The sequence below is a fragment of the Pseudomonas sp. 2995-1 genome (assembly GCF_002742505.1).
GTDB classification, from domain to species: Bacteria; Pseudomonadota; Gammaproteobacteria; order Pseudomonadales; family Pseudomonadaceae; genus Aquipseudomonas; species Aquipseudomonas sivasensis.
On record NZ_LJSA01000250.1, the window covers coordinates 149404 to 171963 of the forward strand.

Below are 22560 nucleotides of genomic sequence, written 5' to 3' on the forward strand. Positions count from 1 at the left end.
CCCGATGAAGCCCGCAAAGCCAACGCTGTTCTCCAGCGAATAAAAAAGGCCCGCATTGCGCGGGCCTTCTTGTTCAGCAGGGCAGGGCGGTAATCAACCCGCTACCAACACCCGAATGGCTTCCAGTCGCAGCGCCGCTTTGTCGAGCATGGCCAGGCCTTGCTCGCGTTGGTTGCGCAGGGCAACCAACTCACTGTCACGCACGGTCGGGTTGACCGCTTGCAACGCGGTCAGGCGTGCCAGTTCTTCGTCGGTGTCTGCCGCCAGGCGACGCTTGGCCTCGGCCACACGTTCGGCGTGGCGCGGAGTGATCTTCTCTTCACCGGCGTTGATGCGCGGGGTGAGTTGATCGCGCTGGGCTTGCACGAACTTGTTGGCGCTGGCCCGTGGCACGCTTTCCAGCTGGTCGTTCAGGGTTTCGAACGAGACGCGGCCGGACAGGTCGTTGCCGTTGGTATCCAGCAAGCAGCGCAGTGCCGCCGGCGGCAGGTAGCGACCCAGTTGCAGTGCGCGTGGTGCGACGACTTCGCTGACGTAGAGCAGCTCCAGCAGCACGGTGCCCGGCTTGAGCGCCTTGTTCTTGATCAGCGCCACGGCGGTATTGCCCATGGAACCGGACAGCACCAGGTCCATGCCGCCCTGCACCATCGGGTGTTCCCAGGTGATGAACTGCATGTCTTCGCGCGACAGTGCCTGGTTACGGTCGTAGGTGATAGTTACACCTTCGTCGTCGCCCAGGGGGAAGCTGGCGTCGAGCATTTTTTCGCTGGGCTTGAGGATCAGCGCGTTTTCCGAATGGTCTTCGCTGTCGATGCCGAATGCGTCGAACAGGGTTTCCATATAGATCGGCAGGGCGAACTGGTCGTCTTGTTCAAGAATGTCTTCAACCAGCGCATCGCCTTCGCCAGCGCCGCCGGAGTTGAGCTCCAGCAGACGGTCACGACCGGTATGCAGCTCTTGCTCCAGGCGCTCGCGCTCGGCACGGGCTTCGTCGATCAGGGCTTGCCACTCGCCGTCGTCGGCGTTTTCCAGCAGCGGCAGTAGGCGCGGGCCGAACTGATGCTGCAAGGCGTTGCCGGTCGGGCAGGTGTTGAGGAACGCGTTCAGCGCTTCGTGGTACCACTGGAACAGGCGCTCTTGCGGGCTGGTTTCCAGGTACGGCACGTGCAGTTCGATCACATGCTTCTGGCCGATCCGGTCCAGACGACCGATCCGCTGTTCCAGCAGGTCGGGGTGGGACGGCAGGTCGAACAGTACCAAGTGGTGGGAGAACTGGAAGTTGCGGCCTTCACTGCCGATTTCCGAGCAGATCAGCACCTGTGCGCCAAACTCTTCATCGGCAAAGTAGGCGGCGGCGCGGTCACGTTCGAGGATGTTCATGCCCTCGTGGAACACCGTGGCCGGGATGCCGGAGCGCACGCGCAGGGCGTCTTCCAGGTCCATGGCGGTTTCGGCGTGGGCGCAGATCACCAGCACTTTGGTGCGCTTGAGCATTTTGAGCTGGTCGATCAGCCACTCGACGCGCGGGTCGAAGCGCCACCAGCGGTTTTCTTCATCGATGTCCGGTTGCGACTGGAAGCTGACTTCCGGGTACAGCTCGGCGTGTTCGCCCAGCGGCAACTCCAGGTATTCGTCCGGGTTCGGCATTGGGTAGGCGTGCAGCTTGCGCTCCGGGAAACCCTGCACGGCGGCACGGGTGTTACGGAACAGCACGCGGCCGGTGCCGTGGCGGTCGAGCAGCTCACGCACCAGGCGCGCGCTGGCTTCTGCGTCGCCATCGTTGACGGCGGTGAGCAGCGCTTCGCCTTCGTTGCCGAGGAAGCCTTGGATGGTCTTGTGTGCGGTCGGTGACAAGCGGCCCTTATCGAGCAGCTCCTGCACGGCTTCGGCCACCGGGCGATAGTTCTCGCTCTCGGCGCGGAAGGCGTGCAGGTCGTGGAATCGGTTCGGGTCCAACAGGCGCAGGCGAGCGAAGTGGCTGTCCTGGCCCAGTTGCTCCGGGGTAGCGGTGAGCAGCAGGACGCCGGGGATCACTTCGGCGAGTTGCTCCACCAGCGTGTATTCCGGGCTGGCTTTTTCTTCATGCCAGACCAGGTGGTGGGCTTCATCGACTACCAGCAAGTCCCAGCCGGCGGCGAACAGCGCGTCCTGGGCCTTCTCGTCGTCCACCAGCCATTCCAGTGCAACCAGGGCCAACTGGGTGTCTTCGAACGGGTTGGCGGCATCGCTTTCGATGAAGCGTTCTTCGTCGAACAGCGCAACTTGCAGGTTGAAGCGGCGGCGCATTTCCACCAGCCACTGGTGCTGCAGGTTTTCCGGGACCAGGATCAGCACACGGTTGGCGCGGCCCGACAGCAATTGGCGATGGATCACCAGGCCGGCTTCGATGGTCTTGCCCAGGCCTACTTCGTCCGCCAGCAATACCCGCGGCGCGATACGGTCAGCGACTTCACGGGCGATATGCAGTTGGTGAGCAATGGGGTGCGCACGCACGCCACCCAGGCCCCACAGCGAGGACTGCAATTGGCGGCTGGTGTGTTCCAGGGTGTGGTAGCGCAGCGAGAACCACGCCAACGGGTCGATTTGGCCGGCGAACAGACGGTCGCTGGCCAGTCGGAACTGGATGAAGTTGGAGAGTTGGGTTTCCGGCAGGGTGACCTGCTCGTTCTGCCCATTGAGGCCGTGGTAAACCAACAGACCGTCGACGTCGTCGACTTCCTGAACGGTCATTTTCCAGCCTTCGAAATGGGTGATGGAGTCACCCGGCGAGAACCTCACGCGGGTGAGGGGCGCATTCCGTAGCGCATACTGGCGAGTGTCGCCAGTGGCCGGATAGAGCACGGTCAACAAGCGGCCGTCCTGTGCCAGAACGGTGCCTAACCCCAGCTCTGCTTCGCTGTCACTAATCCAGCGTTGCCCCGGTTGATACTGCTGCGCCATGCTGCCTGACTCCCGCCGTGAAAAAGCCGACTATCTTAACGGAACAAGGCCCTCAGCCAAAGGACTCTGACGAAAACTACTCCGTTTGAGTGCAGGGGCGAGCGCTGAATCGACGGGTGGCGGGCACTTGCGAGTGTCGACTGGGTCACAGGTTGGCGAGTCCGTGCTCAAGTCGTCGCCCGGTCCGCCGACAGCCTGCTGACAGGAGAACAACTATCATGCTGCCACCCATGCTGCCCGTCAGCGTTGTACCGGTTACGTCGCAACTCGACCCGGTCCGCCAGAAACCGGATATTCCGCCCGTGGTCCCTGTGCAAGCGGGCTCCAACGAAAGCACGATCGACCTGAAAAAGGGCGATGCCGAGCAGTCGACCTTTTTGCTGCGCGAGGAACAACGCCGCCAGCAGGAACAACAGAAACGTCGGCGCGAAGCCGATGAAAACCCGGATCAGCACCTGGCGATTCCGGGCGACCTGCTCAATGCCGACAACACCGTACCGGTCGTGCCGTTGATCGAAGACGCGCCGCGCCAGGGCTTGTGGGTTGACGTCGAAGTTTAAGCGCTCAGTTGCCGCAGGGCTGCCATCAGCGACTTGATGTCGTGATCGTTGTTCAGGGGGCTGACGGAGATTCTTGCAACGCTTGCCAGGCCACGCGCCTGCATATCCAGCGGGGTGTAGCCCACGCCGTTGGCGCCGATATTGATGCGCTTCAATCCCAATTGCCGTTTGAGTTCGAAGGCGTCCCAGCCGGCGAGGTTGAAAGCGATCAGCCCTGATTGAAGCGTGCCCAGTTCATGTAGGGAAATCCCCGGAATCTCACGTAGAGCTTCGCGAATTTGTGTGCTGGTCTGTGCGACGCGCTCCCATACGCGCCCAATCCCCAGGTGATTCATCTCGCGCAGCGCATTTCCCAAACCCGCTAACAGCGCGAAGGACACTTCGCTGGTTTCAAAGCGCCTGGCGTCGTCGCGCAGGTCGAAACCGGTTGCGGCCAAGGGGGCAGAAAGCACGTCACGCTGGGCCGGGTCCAGGTGCTGGAGAAAGTCCGGCCGTACATACAGCAGCGCCGTGCCTCGCGGCCCGCGCAGGTGTTTGCGACCGGCCGACTTGAGTACGTCACACTGCAACGCTTGTACATCCACCGGCACTTGGCCGACGGCTTGGCCGGCGTCGACAAAGTAGGGGATGCCATGACGCTTGGCCACTGCGCCGATGGCCTGGGCGGGGTTGATCAGGCCGCCGTTGGCCGGGAGCCAGGTGAGGTCGATCAGCTTTACATGGACATCGATCATTGACGCCAGCGCCACGGGGCAAACCGCGCCGGTTGCATCGCAGGGGATGACTTCCACCCGTGCACCCGCCTGCACGGCCAGCTGCATGCTCGCCAGATTACCGCCCCATTCGTGGCGCCCCACCAGAATGCGATCACCGGGTTGCCACGCGCCCAAGGCTTGGAACGCCATGTTCCAGGCAGTTGAGCCGCTGCTGGCAAACGCTATGGACGCGGCGGGCGCATTGAGCAGTTGCGCGGCGGCGTGGCGGGCTTTTTCCATTAGCATGGCGCCATGCTCACCGGCCTCCATTGGACCGTCGCGGGCTTCGCGCTGTAGTTGGTCGATGATGGCGTCCAGTGTCGCCTGGCTTGGCAGGGACGCGCCGGCATGGTTGAAGTGCACGAGGCCCGATTGGCAGCCGGGTGTGGACTCCCTTAATCGATGAATATCCAGCGGGCTCACGGCTGCAACTCGAAAATTGCGTCAACCTCCACCGCCACGCCGGCCGGCAGGCTGGCAACACCCACCGCTGTTCGCACATGCCGGCCCTGTTCGCCGAGTGCATTCACCAGCAGGTTCGACGCACCGTTCGCCACCGCGCCCTGGTGCTGGAAGTCAGCGCTGCTGGCGATAAACACCCCCAGGCGCAGGGTGCGTACCAAGCGCGACAGGTCGTCGCCCAAGGCATCGCTCAATTGCGCGAGCAAGCTCAGTGCAGCCAGTTCTGCCGCCTGGGTGCCGTCTTCCTCGCTGAGGGATTCCCCCAGTCTGCCGAGGTAAGCAGGCTTGCCGTCGAGCAGGGGGATCTGCCCGGAAATAAACAGCTGGTTCTGGCTGATGACATGGTTGATGTAGTTGGCAATCGGCTGGCTGGGGGCTGGCAGCGTCAAGCCAAGGGCGTGCACGCGTTGGCGGATGGAGTTGCTCATGCTGAATCCTCTGATTTCAAGAGGTTTGAGCATGTTGGTCCGGGGGAGGCTGCGACAAACGGATAGATCTCACGCGACGTATCGAAATAACTCACGCGTCAGCGCAGACCTCCTTTAACCATTGGCTGAAACACTCGGCCGCTTCACCGGTGGAACCTTGGGGGGCGATCAGCCAATAGCCGATGTCACTGTGGTAGGGCGGCCAATCGAAGGCTTCAACCAGGCTGCCGTCCTGAAGCCGGCGTTGGATCAGGCGGTGACGGCCCATGGCAATGCCCTGGCCGGCGACGGCGGCTTCGACCACGATGTTGTAGTCATGCAGCATGACGCGCGGGTGGTGTTCGAGGTCGACTTGATAATGCTGGGACCAATCCGTCCATTCGAACGGCCGGTGCGAGGTTGCCATCAGCAAGGGGCCGTTGTGCAGTTGACTGGCCTTGAATGCCGGGCTGCACACCGGTGAAATCACTTCAGCCATCAGCCGCGTGGCCCGCACGTCCGGCCAATCGCCTTTGCCGTAACGGATGGCCAGGTCGACTTCGGCGGCGGCGACGTTGGCCAGTTGAATCGCTGGCAATAACTCCACCTGGATGTGCGGATAGCGGTTGAGAAACCCCGCCAGGCGCGGGGCCAGCCACAAGGTGGCGAAAGACGCCAGCAGGCCGATGCGCAACACAGTGGCGCTGGGTAGCTGCCGTTGGGCGCGGGTCGCGGCAGCGATGGCGTCAAGGGCGGGGCGGATTTCATCGTAGTAACGCTGCCCGTCGGCGGTCAGATCGATCGCGCGGGTGCGTCGGATAAACAGCGGTTTACCCAGATGCTGTTCGAGCTTTTGCACCTGATGGCTTAGGGCGCTTTGGGTAACCGATAACTCACTCGCCGCCTTGATAAAACTCAAGTGGCGGGCCACGGCTTCAAAGGCTCGTAGTGCCAGCAACGGTGGAAGATCCTTGTGCAGAGCCACCTGAGTGCGCCTCCTGGGTCGTGCGGAAAGTGCCGATTTTGGGCGACGGCCTGCCATTTGTCGCGCGCTGATTTGCCGTCGGGCGCAGCAGCCCGCATTATTGGACCCTACTCGCCACGACGTAAGACAAGCCATGAGTGATGACGACAAGCTGATCGACCTGAATGCCGAACGCGCCAAGCGCGTACATGACCTCAATGACAAACGCCTGAATGAAGTGCGCCAGGCGTTTGAACACGCGATGCCTTTAGGCAAAGGCAAGAAAAAATCAAAGAACAAACCGAAAAAGCGTTAACACGGCCTGCATCTGTTGATGCAGGTCAGTTAGTCCCCTTCTTTACGCCCCGTTGCGGGCGACATTGATCCCCGTCAATTTTTCAATCCGCCTTCTCCAGTAACTTAGCCCTATCGCAACAGGGCAAGTGCAGGAGGCCGGTCATGTTTATCGATAATGTGGTATTCGCCGGAGTGCTGACTGTAAGCCTCATGGTGTTGTTTTTTGTAGGGTTTGGATTCTTCATCTGGAAAGACGCAAACAAGCGTAAAAAACCTTAGGTCTTTCCGGGTTACATGAGCACGCAAGGCATTTTGGGCGACTTCGGTCGCCTTTTTTTTTGAGTTGTTTTTGTGTGTATATCCGTCGCTGCAGCAACGGATAGGTCCCCCGCCAAAAAAACCAAAAAAAGGCGCAACCCCCATCAGGATCACGCCTTCTTTTCCAACCCAAATCTATCAGCTACCCAACGCCTTGGAAGCCAACCAGAACAACCCGGCCGACAGCCCAACAGTCGCAGGCAACGTCAACACCCAGGCCATCAGGATGGTCTTGACCGTTCCACCTTGCAGGCCGCTTTTGTTCGCGACCATGGTGCCGGCCACGCCCGAAGACAGCACGTGGGTCGTGGACACCGGCAGGGCGAAGATATTGGCAAAACCAATCATGGTAGCGGTGGTGATCTGTGCCGACATGCCCTGGGCATACGTCATGCCCTGTTTGCCGATCTTCTCACCGATGGTCAGTACCACACGCTTCCAACCCACCATGGTGCCCAGGCCCAAGGCCAGTGCGACGGCGAGGATCACCCAGAACGGCGCGTACTCGGTGGTGGCGGTCAGGTCTTTGCGCAGTTTGTCGAGGTCGGACTTCTCACGCGCATCCAGGCCCGGCAGCTTGCCGACTTTCTTCGCAGTGTCGTCCAGGCAGAGCAGGTAGCGACGCACTTCGATACGCTGATCCGAAGTCAGCGAATGGTAGTCGGAGACACCTTTCAGCGTACTGACGAGCGCATTGATAGTAGGTTCGGTCTGCTGCGGGTTGCACTGGAACTTGCCCGGCAGATCGTCTTTCACGCTTTTGCCCAGGGCCAGGAATTCGCCGAGGGTGGCGTTATTGCGCTGGTAGAACTGGCTCAAATGCACGGTGGCGTCGCGAGTGCGTTCGATCTGATAGGTGGTACTGCCCAGGTCGAGTACGAACTGCGCCGGCACGATGCCGATCAGCACCAGCATGATCAGGCCGATGCCTTTCTGGCCATCGTTGGAGCCGTGCACGAAACTCACGGCCATGGCGGAGATCACCAGGACCAGGCGGTTCCAGAACGGCGGGTGCTTCTTGTCGTCGAGCTTGCGGCGCTGGTCCGGAGTCTTGTGCATCTTCGACAGCGGACGCCACCATTTCAGACCGATCAGCACCAGGGCTGCGACCAGGAAGCCAGCCATTGGCGAGAACACCAGGGATGCGCCGATATCAACAGCTTTCTGCCAGTTCACACCGTCAGCCAGGGGGATATCGTTGATCAGGGCATTGGCCAGGCCGACACCGAGGATCGAACCGATCAAGGTGTGGGAGCTGGAAGCAGGGATACCGAAGTACCAGGTGCCCAGGTTCCAGGTGATCGCCGCGGCTAACAACGAGAAGACCATCGCCAAACCATGGCCGGTGTTCACATTGATCAGCAACTCCACCGGCAGCAGATGCACGATGGCGTAGGCGACACCGACACCACCGAGCAACACGCCGAGGAAGTTGAACACCCCGGAGAAGAACACGGCCAGATGCGGCGGCATGGCTTTGGTATAGATGACTGTGGCCACCGCGTTAGCGGTGTCATGAAAGCCATTGATGAACTCGAAGGCGAGGACAAAGGCGAGGGCGAGCAACAGGCTCACTAGAACCCAAGCATCCAGTCCGCTGAATAAATCGATCATGAAGGTTTTCTGACCCGGTCGTAAGGGGGCGCGATTATGCCAGAAAACCTCAGTAATCGATGCATTAGCTGCTCGTCGGTAACAATCTTCATTGAAACGCCTGGGGCGAAACCGGGCGATCCCAAGGTTTTCGGGGCTTTAGCAAGTCTTTGATTTATAAAGTGCAGGGCTGAAAAGACACGGTTTTGTCACCGAATCGTCATCCTTGAAACATTTGTATGAAATTTTACTGGTGGGAGTGGGACTCAGGGTGCCCGACTGATGGCTAGCTGCCAGCAGTCAGGGCCGAACCCTAGGCTCAATCCGAAGCGCTTATGGCTCTTCGGCTTTGAGTTCCTGTTCAATCTTTTGGATTTCCTGGGCAAATGCCTGGTCGAGCAGGCTGGCTCGCTTGCGCCACGGTTTGCGTTCAGGTTCAGGCTGGGCGGCGTAGGTGGTGACTTCCCCGCCGTAAACATCCTTGTAACGTTGCTCCTGGCGCTCAAGTTCCGCGCGCAGTTCATCTTTCGTCACATTGTTACCTAATTGAGTTGAGTGTAATTACGCTGCAGCGTTATGCCTGAATGTCGCCCTCGGATTGTTCAAAGTTGAGCAGTTGATGCGTTCAAGTTTGAACAACGGATACTGGAAACCGTTGGTTATGGCTGTCATTCAAAGCAGGTAGTTGCGACTGTCCATGCACTGCATGTGCCTGGCCTGGCGAGCTCTGGCCCCGAAAGTAAAACCGGGCTGACCTCCGCACAGGGTGCATTATAGCGGCGCATTTGAATAACACTATCGGCATAAAGTTGAAAAGCGTCAACTTTGTGTGAGCGTTTTGTTACACGCACACGTGAGTAGTTGCTGAGATTCTGGCGCCATAAATTCAACAAGCAACTAAAGGTTCAAGCCTTTCACCGTAACTTTACTTTGCCAAGGCGCCATCGCGAGGCCGGTCGCTCAGGTACGCCCCAAATTGCGATAATCGCATGATCGTCCGATAATCGCCCAATGTTGCCGGCCCTGCCTTGTGCAGATCGGTCGGTGCGGCTTGTAATACCTGCCCAATCCCTGCGGTTGACAATAAGAGAAAGGAACCTGAGATGAACGATCAATTGCGCAACTCTTTCGCCTCAGTGGCGCCGCCGATCGTTGCCTCGCCGGCCAAGCGTATCCAGGCGTTTACCGGTGACCCGGACTTCATGACGTCCCTGGCCCGTGGCCTGGCCGTGGTGCAGGCATTCCAGGAGCGCAAACGCCACCTGACGATTGCCCAAATCAGCCATCGCACCGAAATTCCCCGCGCCGCTGTGCGTCGTTGCCTGCATACCCTGATCAAACTTGGCTACGCCACCACCGATGGGCGTACCTATTCCTTGTTGCCCAAAGTACTGACCCTCGGCCATGCCTACCTGTCGTCCACGCCATTGGCGGTGTCGGCCCAGCCATATCTGGACCGCATGAGTGAACAACTGCACGAAGCCTGCAATATGGCGACCCTCGAAGGCGACGACATCCTCTATATCGCCCGTTCGGCCACCACCCAACGCCTGATTTCCGTGGACCTGTCGGTGGGCGGGCGTTTGCCGGCCTATTGCACGTCCATGGGCCGCATCCTGCTCGCGGCGCTGGACGACGCCTCGCTGCAGGATTACCTCGACCACGCGGACCTGCAAATCAAGACCAGCCGCACCCTCACCACTCCCGAAGCCCTGTTCGAATGCCTGCAACAAGTGCGTCAGCAGGGTTGGTGCATCGTCGACCAGGAACTGGAGCAAGGCCTGCGCTCCATCGCCGTGCCGGTGTATGACGCGTCTGGCCAAGTATTGGCGGCGCTCAACGTCAGTACCCATGCCGGACGCGTCAGCCGCAGCGAGCTGGAACAGCGCTTCCTGCCGAGCATGCTCAGCGCCAGCCGTGAGCTGAGTGCGCAGTTGTTTGCCTAAGGTGTTCGGTGACCGCACAGATCCCGGCTTGATCAATTGACGCTATTTCCCCCGGCTTATTACTGTGCGGCAGCGCTCTTAAGGGCGCCCCAATAATAATGACGACCCCAGGTCGTTGGCCCGCCCTCGGTGTGGAATAAAAATAATGAATCAGCCTTCTGTCGGTACCACGCTGGACGTGCAGTCCTTCATCAACACCCAGCCACTGTCACGCTATCAGTGGCGCGTGGTTATCCTGTGTTTCCTGATTGTCTTCCTTGATGGCCTCGACACCGCCGCCATGGGCTTTATTGCGCCTGCGCTGTCCCAGGACTGGGGCATCGACCGCGCCAGCCTTGGTCCGGTGATGAGCGCCGCGTTGATCGGCATGGTGTTCGGCGCGTTAGGTTCGGGCCCGCTGGCCGACCGTTTCGGTCGTAAAGTCGTGCTGGTCGGCGCGGTTTTGGTGTTTGGCGCGTTCAGCCTGGCTTCGGCCTACAGCAGCAACGTCGACCAGTTGCTGGTGCTGCGTTTCCTCACAGGGCTGGGCCTTGGAGCAGGCATGCCTAATGCCACCACGCTGCTGTCCGAGTACACCCCCGAGCGCCACAAGTCGCTGCTGGTGACCAGCATGTTCTGCGGTTTCAATCTGGGTATGGCCGGTGGCGGGTTTATCTCGGCCAAACTGATCCCGGCGTTCGGCTGGCACGCGTTATTGATGATCGGCGGCATCCTGCCGCTGGTCCTAGTGGTGGTGCTGCTGCTCTGGCTGCCGGAGTCGGCGCGTTACTTGGTGGTGCGCAACCGCGGCACCGATAAGGTGCGCAAAACCTTGTCACCCATCGAGCCCAACATCGTCGCCCAGGCCACCGCCTTCAGCGTGCCCGAACAAAAAACCGTCAAAGCCCGCAACGTGTTCGCGGTGATCTTCTCCGGCACTTATAGCGCCGGGACCTTGCTGCTGTGGCTCACCTACTTCATGGGCCTGGTGATCGTGTACTTGCTCACCAGTTGGTTGCCGACGCTGATGCGTGACAGTGGCGCGAGCATGGAGCAGGCCGCGTTTATTGGCGCGTTGTTCCAGTTCGGTGGGGTGTTAAGCGCCGTCGGCGTGGGCTGGGCGATGGACAGGTTCAATCCCCACAAAGTCATCGGCATCTTTTACCTGCTGGCCGGGGTGTTTGCCTATGCGGTAGGTCAGAGCCTGGGCAATATCACCGTGCTGGCGACGTTGGTGCTGATCGCCGGAATGTGCGTCAACGGCGCGCAATCGGCGATGCCGTCCCTGGCGGCGCGCTTTTATCCGACCCAAGGCCGCGCCACCGGCGTGTCGTGGATGCTCGGCATCGGCCGCTTCGGCGCGATCCTCGGCGCCTGGATGGGCGCCACCTTGCTGGGCCTGGGCTGGAACTTTGAGCAGGTGCTCACCGCCCTGGTGATCCCGGCCGCTGTGGCCACGACGGCGGTGGTGATCAAGGGCATGGTCAGCCATGCGGATGCCACCTGAGCTTGGCAGGTTTCTAAGCTGGGAGAGGGCAAGCGCCCTCTCAAACCAGAAGATTAGCTAGACAACAATATGTTCGATAATCGAACGCTGAGTCGATTATCGGATTGTTTGGCTCATTTCCCCAGCTTAATCTTCAAGCACTTCGGCGCCACCTCAGCGCCTTTTTCGATCAACACCGGGAGCCCAACCCCATGGCTGAAATTCTCACCCTGCGTGATGCGGTCAAGCGTTTCGTGAACGACGGCGATACCGTCGCTCTCGAAGGCTTCACCCACCTGATCCCTACCGCCGCAGGCCATGAAATCATTCGTCAGGGCAAGAAAGACCTGACGCTGGTGCGTATGACGCCTGACCTAATCTACGACCAGTTGATCGGTGCCGGCTGCGCACGCAAGCTGATTTTCTCCTGGGGCGGCAACCCGGGCGTGGGCTCCCTGCATCGCCTGCGTGACGCAGTCGAGAAGCAATGGCCACAACCGTTGGAAATCGAAGAACACAGCCACGCCGACCTGGCCAATGCCTACGTCGCCGGCGCCTCTGGCCTGCCGTTCGCGGTACTGCGTGCCTACGCCGGTTCCGACCTGCCCAAAGTCAACCCATTGATCAAAAGCGTGACATGCCCGTTCACCTGCGAAGTGCTGGCGGCGGTGCCGTCGGTGCGTCCGGACATCACGGTGATCCACGCGCAAAAGGCCGACCGCAAGGGCAATGTGCTGCTCTGGGGGATTCTCGGTGTGCAGAAAGAAGCGGCGTTGGCGGCCAAGCGTTGCATCGTCACCGTTGAAGAAATTGTCGACGACCTGAATGCACCGATGAACAGCTGCGTGTTGCCCACCTGGGCCCTGACTGCTGTGTGCCACGTACCCGGCGGCGCGCATCCGTCCTACGCCCACGGTTACAACGAGCGCGACAACCGCTTCTACCAGGCGTGGGATCCGATTGCCCGCGACCGTGGGACGTTTACCGCCTGGATCGACGAATACATCCACGGCACTGCCGATTTCAGTGAATACCAGGCCAAGTTGGCCACCGCGCAGGAGGCCAAGTAATGGCTTACTCGACCAATGAAATGATGACCGTCGCCGCCGCGCGCCGCCTCAAGAACGGCTCGGTGTGCTTTGTCGGCATCGGCCTGCCATCCAAAGCGGCCAACCTGGCGCGCCTGACCTCATCGCCCGATGTGGTGTTGATCTACGAGTCCGGCCCGATTGGCGCCAAGCCCTCGGTACTGCCGCTGTCCATTGGTGATGGCGAACTGGCGGAAACCGCTGACACCGTGGTGCCAACCGGTGAGATTTTTCGCTACTGGCTGCAAGGCGGACGTATCGACGTTGGCTTTCTCGGTGCAGCTCAAGTCGACCGTTTCGGCAACATCAACACCACCGTGGTCGGTGACTATCACCAGCCCAAAGTACGCCTGCCGGGTGCCGGTGGCGCGCCGGAAATCGCCGGCTCCGCCAAGAGCGTGCTGATTATCCTCAAGCAGTCGTCCCGTTCGTTTGTGGACAAGCTGGACTTCATTACCTCAGTCGGCCACGGCGAGGGCGGCGATTCACGTAAACGCCTGGGCCTGCCGGGTGCCGGTCCTGTCGGAATCATTACCGACCTGTGCATCATGGAGCCGGAAGAGGGCACCCATGAATTCGTGGTCACCGCGCTGCACCCTGGCGTGACCCGCGAGCAAGTGGTGGCCGCTACCGGTTGGGCGATTCGCTTTGCCGACCAAGTCAGCACCACCGCCGAGCCGACCGAGGTCGAGTTGACCGCCCTGCGTGATCTCGAAGCCCGCACCGCTGCCGCCCACGGCCAAGCACCGGGAGAAGCCTGATGCGCGACGTATTTATTTGTGATGCCATTCGCACCCCCATCGGCCGCTTTGGCGGTGGCCTGTCCACCGTACGCGCCGATGACCTGGCGGCATTGCCGATCAAGGCGCTGATGGAGCGTAATCCGTCGGTGGACTGGAGCGCGGTGGATGAGGTGTTCCTCGGCTGCGCCAACCAGGCCGGTGAAGACAACCGCAACGTCGCCCGCATGGCGCTGTTGCTGGCGGGTCTGCCGGGAAGCATTCCGGGCGTGACCCTTAACCGTTTGTGCGCCTCGGGCATGGACGCCATTGGCACCGCCTTTCGCGCCATCGCCAGCGGCGAAATGGAGCTGACGATTGCCGGGGGCGTTGAGTCGATGTCCCGTGCGCCGTTCGTGATGGGCAAGGCTGACGCGGCGTTTTCGCGCAACATGAAGCTGGAAGACACCACCATCGGCTGGCGCTTTATCAACCCCTTGATGAAAGCCCAGTACGGCGTGGACGCGATGCCGCAGACCGCCGATAACGTCGCCGATGATTACCAGGTTTCACGTGCTGATCAGGACGCCTTCGCCCTGCGCAGCCAGCAACGCACGGCGGCCGCTCAGGCTGCGGGCTTTTTTGCCGAAGAAATCGTGCCGGTAAGGGTTGCCCATAAAAAAGGCGAAACCGTGGTCGAGCACGATGAGCATCCACGAGACACCACCCTGGAAGCCCTGACCAAACTCAAGCCGGTCAACGGCCCTGACAAGACCGTCACCGCCGGTAATGCTTCAGGTGTGAACGATGGTGCGGCGGCGCTGATTCTGGCGTCCGCCGAAGCGGTCAAGAAACACGGCCTGACGGCGCGTGCCCGCGTGTTGGGCATGGCCAGCGCCGGTGTCGCCCCGCGTGTGATGGGCATCGGTCCGGTGCCAGCGGTGCGCAAGCTGGTGGAACGCCTGGGGTTGGCGGTCACCGACTTTGACGTGATCGAACTCAACGAAGCTTTCGCCAGCCAAGGCCTGGCGGTACTGCGCGAATTGGGTATTGCCGACGACGCGCCCCAGGTCAATCCGAACGGCGGCGCCATCGCCCTCGGTCACCCGTTGGGCATGAGCGGTGCGCGGTTGGTACTGACAGCCTTGCATCAGTTGGAAAAAACCGGTGGCCGTAAAGGCCTGGCGACCATGTGTGTCGGCGTCGGCCAAGGGTTGGCCCTGGCGATTGAACGCATCTAATAAGAGAGGATTGCTCCATGAGTGACAAGCCCGGTTACCGGCGCCCGCAAGCGGGCACCCAACCTGATTACCTGCACCCGGCCTACCAGTCGACGAACTTGCGTTCGCCGTCACAGCCGTTGGTGTTCCTGCCCCATTCCTTGTCGGAAATCACCGGCCCGACCATCGGCGCCGAGCGGATCAACGAGAAAGACAACGACCTCACCGCCCAGCATGAAGGCGAGCCCCAGGGCGAACGCATCATCATCCATGGGCGTGTACTGGACGAAAACGGTTTGCCGGTGCCGGGCATTCTGGTGGAGATCTGGCAGGCCAACGCCGCCGGCCGCTACAACCACAAGCGTGACCTGCACGACGCGCCGCTGGACCCGAACTTCACCGGCACCGGCCGTACCGTCACCGACGCCGATGGCTGGTATCAGTTCCAGACCATCAAGCCCGGCGCTTACCCATGGGGCAATCACCACAACGCGTGGCGCCCGGCGCATATCCACTTTTCGCTGTTCGGCCCCAGCGTGCTGACGCGCTTGGTCACGCAGATGTATTTCCCTGGCGACCCGCTGCTGGAATACGACCCGATCTACAACTGTGTGCCGGACACTTCGGCCAAGCAGCGCCTGATCTCCAGTTTCGACCTGGAAAAAACCATTCCTTCCTATGCCCTCGGCTACCGCTGGGACATCGTCCTGCGCGGCCGCGACGCCACGCCGATGGAGAAATGAGATGAGCCTTTACGCAACCACGTCCCACACCGTCGGGCCGTACTACCACATTGGCCTGACCTGGCTGAACCGCGAAGACCTGACCGTCGCCGCCACCCTTGGTGAGCGCGTGGCGATCAGCGGGCAAGTGGTGGATGGCAACGGTGATGTGGTCAACGACGCCATGCTCGAAGTCTGGCAGGCCAACGCCGCCGGCAAATACGACCACCCGGAAGATGACCAGGACAAGGCCGTCGATCCCAACTTCGAGGGTTTCGGTCGGGTGCCGGTGGACGCCGAAGGGCGTTTTCGCTTTACCACGATCAAGCCGGGCAGCGTGCCGGGGCTCAAGGGCACGACCCAGGCGCCGCATTTGGTAGTGCTGGTGTTTGCCCGTGGCTTGGTGAAGCACTTGCTCACGCGGATTTATTTTGACGGTGAGGCGTTGAATGGGGATGACGCCTTGCTGGCATGCGTGCCTGCCGAGCGTCGTAGCACCTTGATTGCCAAGCAGGATGCTGACGGTGTGTATCAGTGGAATGTGATTTTGCAGGGGACAGATAAGGAGACGGTGTTCTTCGACTACTGAGTCGCTTGTCAGGGCCCCATCGGGGGCAAGCCCCTCCCACATTTTGAGCGCGCCGCCTATCAATGTGGGAGGGGGCTTGCCCCCGATGAGGCCGGTTCAGGCACGGCCTACCCAAATGTCTGCTTGCGGAACATGGTTGTTGCAAAGTATGTCTAGGCTATAACCGTTCCCACTGAGTGAAAAAATCATGACAACAGCCACCAGTCACTACACCGGAGAAGAGCGCAGCAAACGGATCTTTGCGATTGTCGGTGCCTCCTCCGGCAACCTGGTCGAATGGTTCGACTTCTACGTCTACGCCTTCTGCGCTATCTACTTCGCCCCCGCATTTTTCCCGTCGGACGATCCCACGGTGCAACTGCTCAACACCGCCGGTGTATTCGCCGCCGGGTTCCTGATGCGCCCCATCGGCGGCTGGCTGTTCGGCCGGGTCGCTGACAAGCATGGGCGCAAAAATTCGATGATGATTTCGGTGCTGATGATGTGCGCCGGTTCGTTGGTCATCGCCTTCCTGCCTACTTACAAAGACATCGGCGCCTGGGCCCCGGCATTGCTGCTGGTGGCGCGGTTGTTCCAGGGCTTGTCGGTGGGTGGCGAGTACGGCACCACCGCGACCTACATGAGTGAAGTCGCACTCAAAGGCCAGCGCGGCTTCTTCGCCTCGTTCCAGTACGTCACCCTGATCGGCGGGCAACTGCTGGCGGTGTTGGTGGTGGTGATCCTGCAACAGATCCTCACTGAAGAAGAACTGCGCGCCTGGGGCTGGCGGATTCCGTTCGTGATCGGTGCGATTGCGGCGGTGATCTCCCTGTTACTGCGGCGCACCCTCAAGGAAACCACCAGTAAGGAAACCCGCCAGGACAAGGACGCCGGCAGCGTCGCCGCGCTGTTTCGCAATCACAAAGCGGCCTTCATCACCGTGCTCGGCTACACAGCGGGCGGCTCGCTGATTTTCTACACCTTCACCACCTACATGCAGAAGTACCTGGTGAACACCGCCGGGATGCACGCCAAGACCGCCAGCTACATCATGACCGGCGCGCTGTTTGTGTACATGTGCATGCAGCCGCTGTTCGGCATGCTCTCGGACAAGATCGGCCGACGTAACTCGATGCTCTGGTTCGGCGCCCTCGGTACCCTCTGCACGGTGCCGATCCTGCTGACCCTGAAAACCGTGACAAGCCCGTTCCTGGCCTTTGTACTGATTTCCCTGGCGTTGGCTATCGTGAGTTTCTACACCTCGATCAGCGGCCTGGTGAAAGCGGAAATGTTCCCGCCGCACGTACGTGCCCTGGGTGTGGGCCTGGCTTACGCAGTGGCTAACGCGATCTTCGGTGGCTCGGCGGAATACGTGGCCTTGGGACTCAAATCCATGGGCATGGAAAACACTTTTTATTGGTACGTCACCGGCATGATGGCCGTGGCCTTCCTGTTCAGCTTGCGTCTGCCGAAACAGGCGGAGTACTTGCACCACGATTTGTAAGGGACGCGTTATGACACTGCGCACGAGCAACCAACTGTTCGACGCCTATTTCACCGCTGACAGCATGGCCGAGGTGTTCTGCGACGAGGGGCGCTTGCAGGGCATGCTGGATTTCGAAGCCGGCCTGGCCCGGGCGCAAGCTCAGGTCGGGTTGATCCCGCCGTCGGCCATCGCACCAATTGCCCAGGCGTGCCTGGCGTCGCTGTATGACATGGACGCCCTCGGCGTGGCGATTGCCTCGGCCGGGAACTCGGCGATTCCATTGGTGAAGGCCTTGGGCAAGTTGATAGCCAGTGAAGATGCCGGTGCCGAGCGCTACGTGCATCTGGGGGCGACGAGCCAGGACGTGATGGACACCGGCCTGGTGCTGCAACTGCGGCGTGCACTGCTGTTGATCGAAACCGACCTGGCCCGCTTGGGCGATGTGCTTGCCGCCCAAGCCCAGCGTTACGCGGTGACGCCGTTGGCCGGGCGCACTTGGTTGCAGCACGCCACGCCGGTCACGCTGGGGATGAAAATCGCCGGTTGGCTGGGCGCTGTGACGCGCAGCCGCCAGCGCTTGGCGGAGTTGAAACCGCGCTTGCTGGTGCTGCAATTTGGCGGCGCCTCCGGAACCCTCGCAGCGTTGGGTGAACAGGCGATGCCCGTGGCCGAGGCCTTGGCGGCCCAGTTACAACTGAGCCTGCCCGAACAGCCCTGGCACACTCAGCGAGATCGTCTGGTGGAGTTCGCCAGCGTGCTGGGTTTGATCGCGGGCAGTCTCGGCAAGCTGGGCCGGGACATCAGCCTGTTGATGCAGACTGAAGCGGCGGAAGTGTTCGAACCGTCGGCGCCGGGCAAGGGCGGCTCGTCCACCATGCCCCATAAACGCAACCCGGTAGGCGCTGCGGTGCTGATCAGTGCGGCTACGCGCGTGCCTGGGTTGGTCTCGACGATGTTCAGCGCCATGCCCCAGGAGCACGAGCGCAGCCTGGGACTGTGGCATGCGGAATGGGAAACCTTGCCGGAGATTTGCCGGTTGGTGTCCGGTGCCTTGCAACAGGCGCTACTGGTGAGCGAAGGGTTGGAAGTCGACCCCGAGCGCATGAAGCAGAACCTCGACCTGACCCAAGGCCTGGTACTGGCCGAAGCCGTCAGCATTGTGCTTGCCCAACGCCTTGGCCGCGAAACCGCGCACCATCTGCTGGAGCAGTGCTGCAAGCGTGCGGTCGCCGAGGGGCGCCATCTGCGCGCGGTATTGGCGGACGAACCGCAGATCACCGCTGAGTTATCTGCGGCCGAACTGGATCGACTGCTCGACCCTGCCCACTATCTGGGCCAGGCCCATACCTGGGTCACGCGTGCTGTCACCGAACATTTTGAACTGACTGCCTGAGGAGGCCCCCATGCCATTTGTACAACTCGCCGAGGGCGACCTGCATTACCAACTGGATGGGCCGGTGGACGCGCCGGTACTGGTGCTGTCCAACTCATTGGGCACCGACCTGCATATGTGGGACATCCAGATCCAGGCCTTCACCGAGCATTTTCGCGTGTTGCGTTTCGATACCCGTGGCCACGGCAAATCCCTGGTTACCGAAGGGCCCTACAGCATCGAGCAACTCGGCCGTGATGTGCTGGCGCTGTTGGACGCACTGGATATTCAACGTGCGCATTTTTGCGGGCTGTCCATGGGTGGCTTGATCGGCCAATGGCTCGGCATCCACGCCGGTGGCCGCCTGAACCGCCTTGTGCTGTGCAACACCGCCGCCAAGATCGGCACGCTGGATATCTGGAACCCACGCATCGAGATGGTGTTGCGCGATGGCGCGGCGGCGATGGTCGCCTTGCGCGATGCCTCCATTGCACGCTGGTTTACCGCCGACTTTGCAGCGGCGAACCCCCATCAGGCCCAGCAGATCACTGACATGCTCGCGTCCACGTCACCCCAAGGTTACGCGGCCAGCTGCGGCGCCGTGCGTGATGCGGATTTCCGTGAGCAACTGCGCTCTATCAAAGTGCCGACGCTGGTGATTGCGGGCACCGAAGATGCCGTCACACCGCCGGCCGGTAGCCACTTTATCCAGAATCATGTGCAGGGGGCCGAGTACGCTGAGTTCTACGCGGCGCACCTGTCCAACGTTCAGGCCGGCGCTGCATTCAGCGACCGCGTGATTGAATTTTTGCTGGCCCGTTGAGGAGCTGTTTGTGGAAGAGAAACAACGTTATGCCGAGGGCCTGCAAGTACGCCGCGAAGTGCTGGGCGATGCCCATGTCGACCGCAGCCTCAATGCCCTGACCGAGTTCAACAGCGAGTTTCAGGAAATGATCACCCGCCACGCCTGGGGTGATATCTGGACCCGTCCTGGCCTGCCTCGGCACACTCGTAGCCTGATCACGATTGCGATGCTGATCGGCATGAACCGCGCCGAAGAGCTCAAGTTGCATCTGCGCGCGGCTGCCAGCAATGGCGTGACCCGTGCCGAGATCAAGGAAGTGCTGATGCAGAGCGCGATCTACTGCGGTATCCCGGCGGCGAATGCCACCTTTCACCTGGCAGAGTCGGTGTGGGATGAATTGGGTGTTGAGTCCCGGCAACCAGAGTAGATTTGAAACGCGGTCGAAATGTGGGAGGGGGCTTGCTCCCGATGGCGATGGATCAGTCAGCGTTATTGAGACTGCACCACCGCCATCGGGAGCAAGCCCCCTCCCACATTTTTGCTCTTCACACGGCTTAAGGTCAGTGGGAGTCGGCGTCCCACACCCAATTCCACACGCCCGGTAAATGCACTTCCTCACTGACAGCCTTCACGGTGCGTGACAGCGCTGCCCGTTCGAGTGCGCTACGGTCGGTGTAGAACGGCTCGGCGGCGGTCTTCATGCCGGTGACCTGGGCACTGTCCAGCAGGATCTGCAGGTATTCCTGCATATGCCGCGCGGTGTAGCGGTTGATGTCGTGGAAGGTCACCACCACCGGTATCACGCCGTCCACTGTCGGCAGCTCCCCCAGCGCGATGCGTTCGCGCACGACCGACAGTTGTCGATACAGGTTGGCGCGGCGGCGTGGGCTGCCGTTGAAACCCCAGATCTTGCCGTCATTGGCGCTCAAGTCGGTCAGCAGAACGTGCATGCCATGGCGCTGGTAGGCGGCGAAGGTGCGGCGGTCGTAGTTCCAGAACGGCGGACGGACCAATACCGGTGGTGCGCCGGTGATCGAGGCGATATCGGCAGAACCCTGGGCCAGGGTGCTATCCAGTTCGGCGTTGTTCAGCCAGCGGTGGTTGGTATGGAACGCGGTGGCCGTGTGAAACGCCAGAATATGACCGCCCGCGTACTCACGCTCCATGGTCTTGCGACCCCGTGAACTGCCGCCGGAACGGGCCGCTTCGGTCTGTAAAAAAAACACGGCCTTGATTCCCGGCAACACCGGGTTGTGCGCCAGGTCGGCCACCACCGAACGGCTCGGGTTGTTGTAACCCGAGGCGCTGGGGCCGTCATCGAAGGTCAGCAGAAAACGGATCGGCGCCTGTGCTTGCAGGCGCTGTTCGGTCTGGGGCGTCAGGGCGATAGGCGCGCCGATGCAGCCACTGAGGCTCACGGCCAGGGCCAGCACGGCGGATGCGATGGCGAAGGATTTCATGGTGTGCGCGGGCTCGAAAAAGAGGCCGCTGCTGGGCGGATCAGCAGCGGCAGGCGCGCACGATACAGTAAGTGCCGCGCCGGATTACAGCAGACTTATCGGGTAACTGACGATCAACCGGTTTTCGTCAAACTCGTTGTTGCTGTAGTCGCGGCGCATGCTCGAATTGCGCCAGCGCATCGTCAGGTTTTTCAGGCTGCCACTTTGCACGGTGTAGCCCAATTCACTTTCGCGACCCCATTCCTTACCGTCAGTGATGGTGCCTGTGTGTACGTTGCTGCCGCTGATATAGCGGTTCATCAGCGTCAGCCCCGGCACACCGACGGCGGCGAAGTTGTAGTCGTGGCGCAGTTGCCAGGATTTTTCCTGAGCGTTGTCGTAGCTGGAGTTGTAGCTATCGTTGGCCAAGGTGCCGCCGCTGGTGCCGTTGACGCGCATCCAGGCGTTGTTGCCGGTGAGTTTTTGCAGGCCGACATAGAACGTGTTGCCGCCGTACTTGGCGGAGAACAGGCCGGACCAGGTCTTGTTGTCCAAGTCGCCTGCGCGGGCGCTGCCGTCATCCTTGCCGTAGAAGAACCCGAGGTTGGCGCCCAGGGTCCAGTCACCGAGTGGCTGGCTGTGGGTCAGGTTGACGTATTGTTGGCTATAGATGTCCTTGAGCTGGGCATTCCAGAGGCCGACCTGGGTGCGTTTGTCGTTGAACGCGTATTCGCCGCCCTGGAAGTTGAAGCGGTCCGAAGTGAAAGCGGTTTTGCCGACCATCGACATGTCCGACATGCTGCTGTCGTCGCGCGGGCTGTTGGCGCGGAACTGGCCGCCGTACAGTGTCAGGCCGTCGATTTCCTTGGACGTTATCTGCCCGCCGCGCAGGGTTTGCGGCAGGGAACGGCCGTCATCCGAACGCAGGATCGGCAGCACAGGCATCCATTCGCCGACCTTTACTTCTGTCTTCGAAATACGCGCTTTGAACGCAACGCCGAGACGCCCGAATTCATCCGCCGGCCGGCCGTCATGATCCAGCGGCAGCAACTGCGTGCCGCCAGTACCGCGCCCGCCATCAAGCTTCAGCGAGTACAGCCCCAGCACATCCACACCGAAACCCACCGTGCCTTGGGTGAAGCCGGACTTGGCGTCGAGGATGAAACTCTGCGTCCACTCCTGCGCGCCGCCCTGGGTTTTGGTTGGGTTGGTGAAATTGCGGTTGATAAAGAAATTACGCAGGTTGAGGTTGGCGCTGGCGTCTTCCAGGAAACCGTGTTCTTCGGCGACGACGGGAAGGGCAAGGCTGGCGACAGCGGTGGCCAGCAAAAGCTGGCGAGGACGGAGCGTGCTCATGGCGTTGGACCTGTTGTTATTGGGGTTGTGCAGGTGGCGGCCATGGTGCGGGGCGGTGCGGGAGGGGTTCAATGGCGC

The 22560-nt window shown here is 61.1% G+C and carries 22 protein-coding genes; 14 read left to right on the forward strand and 8 right to left on the reverse strand.

The genetic code is table 11. The features are described 5' to 3' along the window. Window positions 1–93: 93 nt before the first annotated feature. The gene (rapA, locus tag AOA61_RS05495) at window positions 94–2940 is read right to left on the reverse strand and encodes an RNA polymerase-associated protein RapA (RefSeq protein ID WP_099601296.1); all 2847 of its coding nucleotides are present in this window, start codon (window positions 2938–2940) and stop codon (window positions 94–96) included. A 218-nt stretch (window positions 2941–3158) separates the two neighbouring features. On the opposite strand from rapA, the gene AOA61_RS05500 reads away from it, so the two are divergent. Further along, window positions 3159–3500, forward strand: a complete 342-nt coding sequence (locus tag AOA61_RS05500) for a hypothetical protein (protein WP_032891563.1) — start codon at window positions 3159–3161, stop codon at window positions 3498–3500. Here AOA61_RS05500 and AOA61_RS05505 read toward each other — a convergent pair. The 3 genes from AOA61_RS05505 to AOA61_RS05515 form a co-directional block, all read right to left on the reverse strand. Next, window positions 3497–4678, reverse strand: a complete 1182-nt coding sequence (locus AOA61_RS05505; RefSeq protein ID WP_099601297.1) for an aminotransferase class V-fold PLP-dependent enzyme — start codon at window positions 4676–4678, stop codon at window positions 3497–3499. The two genes, AOA61_RS05500 and AOA61_RS05505, sit on opposite strands and share 4 nt — an antisense overlap. Then, the gene (locus AOA61_RS05510; protein WP_099601298.1) at window positions 4675–5145 is read right to left on the reverse strand and encodes a RidA family protein; all 471 of its coding nucleotides are present in this window, start codon (window positions 5143–5145) and stop codon (window positions 4675–4677) included. The genes AOA61_RS05505 and AOA61_RS05510 overlap by 4 nt, the downstream gene beginning before the upstream one ends. A 91-nt stretch (window positions 5146–5236) precedes the next feature. After that, a complete protein-coding gene (locus AOA61_RS05515; protein WP_099601299.1) occupies window positions 5237–6109 on the reverse strand; it encodes a LysR substrate-binding domain-containing protein in 873 nt (290 codons plus the stop codon). A gap of 133 nt (window positions 6110–6242) precedes the next feature. Here AOA61_RS05515 and AOA61_RS31480 point away from each other — a divergent pair, with 133 nt between their 5' ends. Both AOA61_RS31480 and ccoM read left to right on the forward strand, forming a co-directional pair. Next, window positions 6243–6404 carry a hypothetical protein gene (locus AOA61_RS31480; RefSeq protein WP_095184037.1) on the forward strand — a complete coding sequence of 54 codons (162 nt, stop codon included), beginning with the start codon at window positions 6243–6245 and terminating at the stop codon, window positions 6402–6404. 143 nt (window positions 6405–6547) lie between these two features. After that, window positions 6548–6664: a cytochrome c oxidase subunit CcoM gene (ccoM, locus tag AOA61_RS32480; protein WP_017530457.1), complete on the forward strand. Its 117-nt coding sequence runs from the start codon at window positions 6548–6550 to the stop codon at window positions 6662–6664. Window positions 6665–6841: 177 nt separating this feature from the next. Here the strand turns inward: ccoM and AOA61_RS05525 are convergent, their stop codons facing one another. Continuing rightward, a complete protein-coding gene (locus tag AOA61_RS05525; protein ID WP_099601300.1) occupies window positions 6842–8317 on the reverse strand; it encodes an inorganic phosphate transporter in 1476 nt (491 codons plus the stop codon). A gap of 312 nt (window positions 8318–8629) precedes the next feature. Further along, window positions 8630–8830 carry a hypothetical protein gene (locus tag AOA61_RS05530; protein WP_003172389.1) on the reverse strand — a complete coding sequence of 67 codons (201 nt, stop codon included), beginning with the start codon at window positions 8828–8830 and terminating at the stop codon, window positions 8630–8632. A 569-nt stretch (window positions 8831–9399) separates the two neighbouring features. On the opposite strand from AOA61_RS05530, the gene pcaR reads away from it, so the two are divergent. From pcaR to pcaC, 11 genes are all read left to right on the forward strand, one after another. Next, window positions 9400–10242: a pca regulon transcriptional regulator PcaR gene (gene pcaR / locus AOA61_RS05535; RefSeq protein WP_032891554.1), complete on the forward strand. Its 843-nt coding sequence runs from the start codon at window positions 9400–9402 to the stop codon at window positions 10240–10242. A 145-nt stretch (window positions 10243–10387) separates the two neighbouring features. Beyond that, on the forward strand, window positions 10388–11728 hold the full coding sequence (locus AOA61_RS05540) for an MFS transporter (protein WP_099601301.1): 1341 nt from the start codon (window positions 10388–10390) through the stop codon (window positions 11726–11728). A 191-nt stretch (window positions 11729–11919) separates the two neighbouring features. Then, window positions 11920–12777 carry a CoA transferase subunit A gene (locus tag AOA61_RS05545; protein WP_099601302.1) on the forward strand — a complete coding sequence of 286 codons (858 nt, stop codon included), beginning with the start codon at window positions 11920–11922 and terminating at the stop codon, window positions 12775–12777. Continuing rightward, the gene (locus tag AOA61_RS05550) at window positions 12777–13556 is read left to right on the forward strand and encodes a CoA-transferase subunit beta (RefSeq protein ID WP_032891547.1); all 780 of its coding nucleotides are present in this window, start codon (window positions 12777–12779) and stop codon (window positions 13554–13556) included. Before AOA61_RS05545 ends, AOA61_RS05550 begins: the two co-directional genes overlap by 1 nt. Further along, entirely contained in the window at window positions 13553–14755 is a 1203-nt protein-coding gene (gene pcaF, locus AOA61_RS05555; RefSeq protein ID WP_178075182.1) for a 3-oxoadipyl-CoA thiolase, read from the forward strand. The genes AOA61_RS05550 and pcaF overlap by 4 nt, the downstream gene beginning before the upstream one ends. 17 nt (window positions 14756–14772) lie before the next feature. Continuing rightward, the gene (gene pcaH / locus AOA61_RS05560) at window positions 14773–15477 is read left to right on the forward strand and encodes a protocatechuate 3,4-dioxygenase subunit beta (RefSeq protein ID WP_099601304.1); all 705 of its coding nucleotides are present in this window, start codon (window positions 14773–14775) and stop codon (window positions 15475–15477) included. 1 nt (window position 15478) lies between these two features. After that, entirely contained in the window at window positions 15479–16045 is a 567-nt protein-coding gene (gene pcaG / locus AOA61_RS05565) for a protocatechuate 3,4-dioxygenase subunit alpha (protein WP_032891545.1), read from the forward strand. A gap of 187 nt (window positions 16046–16232) precedes the next feature. After that, the gene (locus tag AOA61_RS05570; RefSeq protein ID WP_032891544.1) at window positions 16233–17528 is read left to right on the forward strand and encodes an MFS family transporter; all 1296 of its coding nucleotides are present in this window, start codon (window positions 16233–16235) and stop codon (window positions 17526–17528) included. A 10-nt stretch (window positions 17529–17538) separates the two neighbouring features. Then, window positions 17539–18903 (forward strand): 3-carboxy-cis,cis-muconate cycloisomerase, encoded by a 1365-nt coding sequence (locus tag AOA61_RS05575; RefSeq protein ID WP_032891543.1) that lies wholly within the window; start codon window positions 17539–17541, stop codon window positions 18901–18903. Window positions 18904–18913: 10 nt separating this feature from the next. Continuing rightward, entirely contained in the window at window positions 18914–19705 is a 792-nt protein-coding gene (gene pcaD / locus AOA61_RS05580) for a 3-oxoadipate enol-lactonase (RefSeq protein ID WP_099601305.1), read from the forward strand. 10 nt (window positions 19706–19715) lie between these two features. Beyond that, window positions 19716–20114 carry a 4-carboxymuconolactone decarboxylase gene (pcaC, locus tag AOA61_RS05585; RefSeq protein ID WP_032891541.1) on the forward strand — a complete coding sequence of 133 codons (399 nt, stop codon included), beginning with the start codon at window positions 19716–19718 and terminating at the stop codon, window positions 20112–20114. A 133-nt stretch (window positions 20115–20247) separates the two neighbouring features. On the opposite strand, the gene AOA61_RS05590 is transcribed toward pcaC, so the two are convergent. Both AOA61_RS05590 and AOA61_RS05595 read right to left on the reverse strand, forming a co-directional pair. After that, window positions 20248–21147: a polysaccharide deacetylase family protein gene (locus AOA61_RS05590; protein WP_032891540.1), complete on the reverse strand. Its 900-nt coding sequence runs from the start codon at window positions 21145–21147 to the stop codon at window positions 20248–20250. 84 nt (window positions 21148–21231) lie between these two features. Further along, window positions 21232–22482 carry an OprD family porin gene (locus tag AOA61_RS05595; RefSeq protein WP_099601307.1) on the reverse strand — a complete coding sequence of 417 codons (1251 nt, stop codon included), beginning with the start codon at window positions 22480–22482 and terminating at the stop codon, window positions 21232–21234. Window positions 22483–22560: the final 78 nt, after the last annotated feature.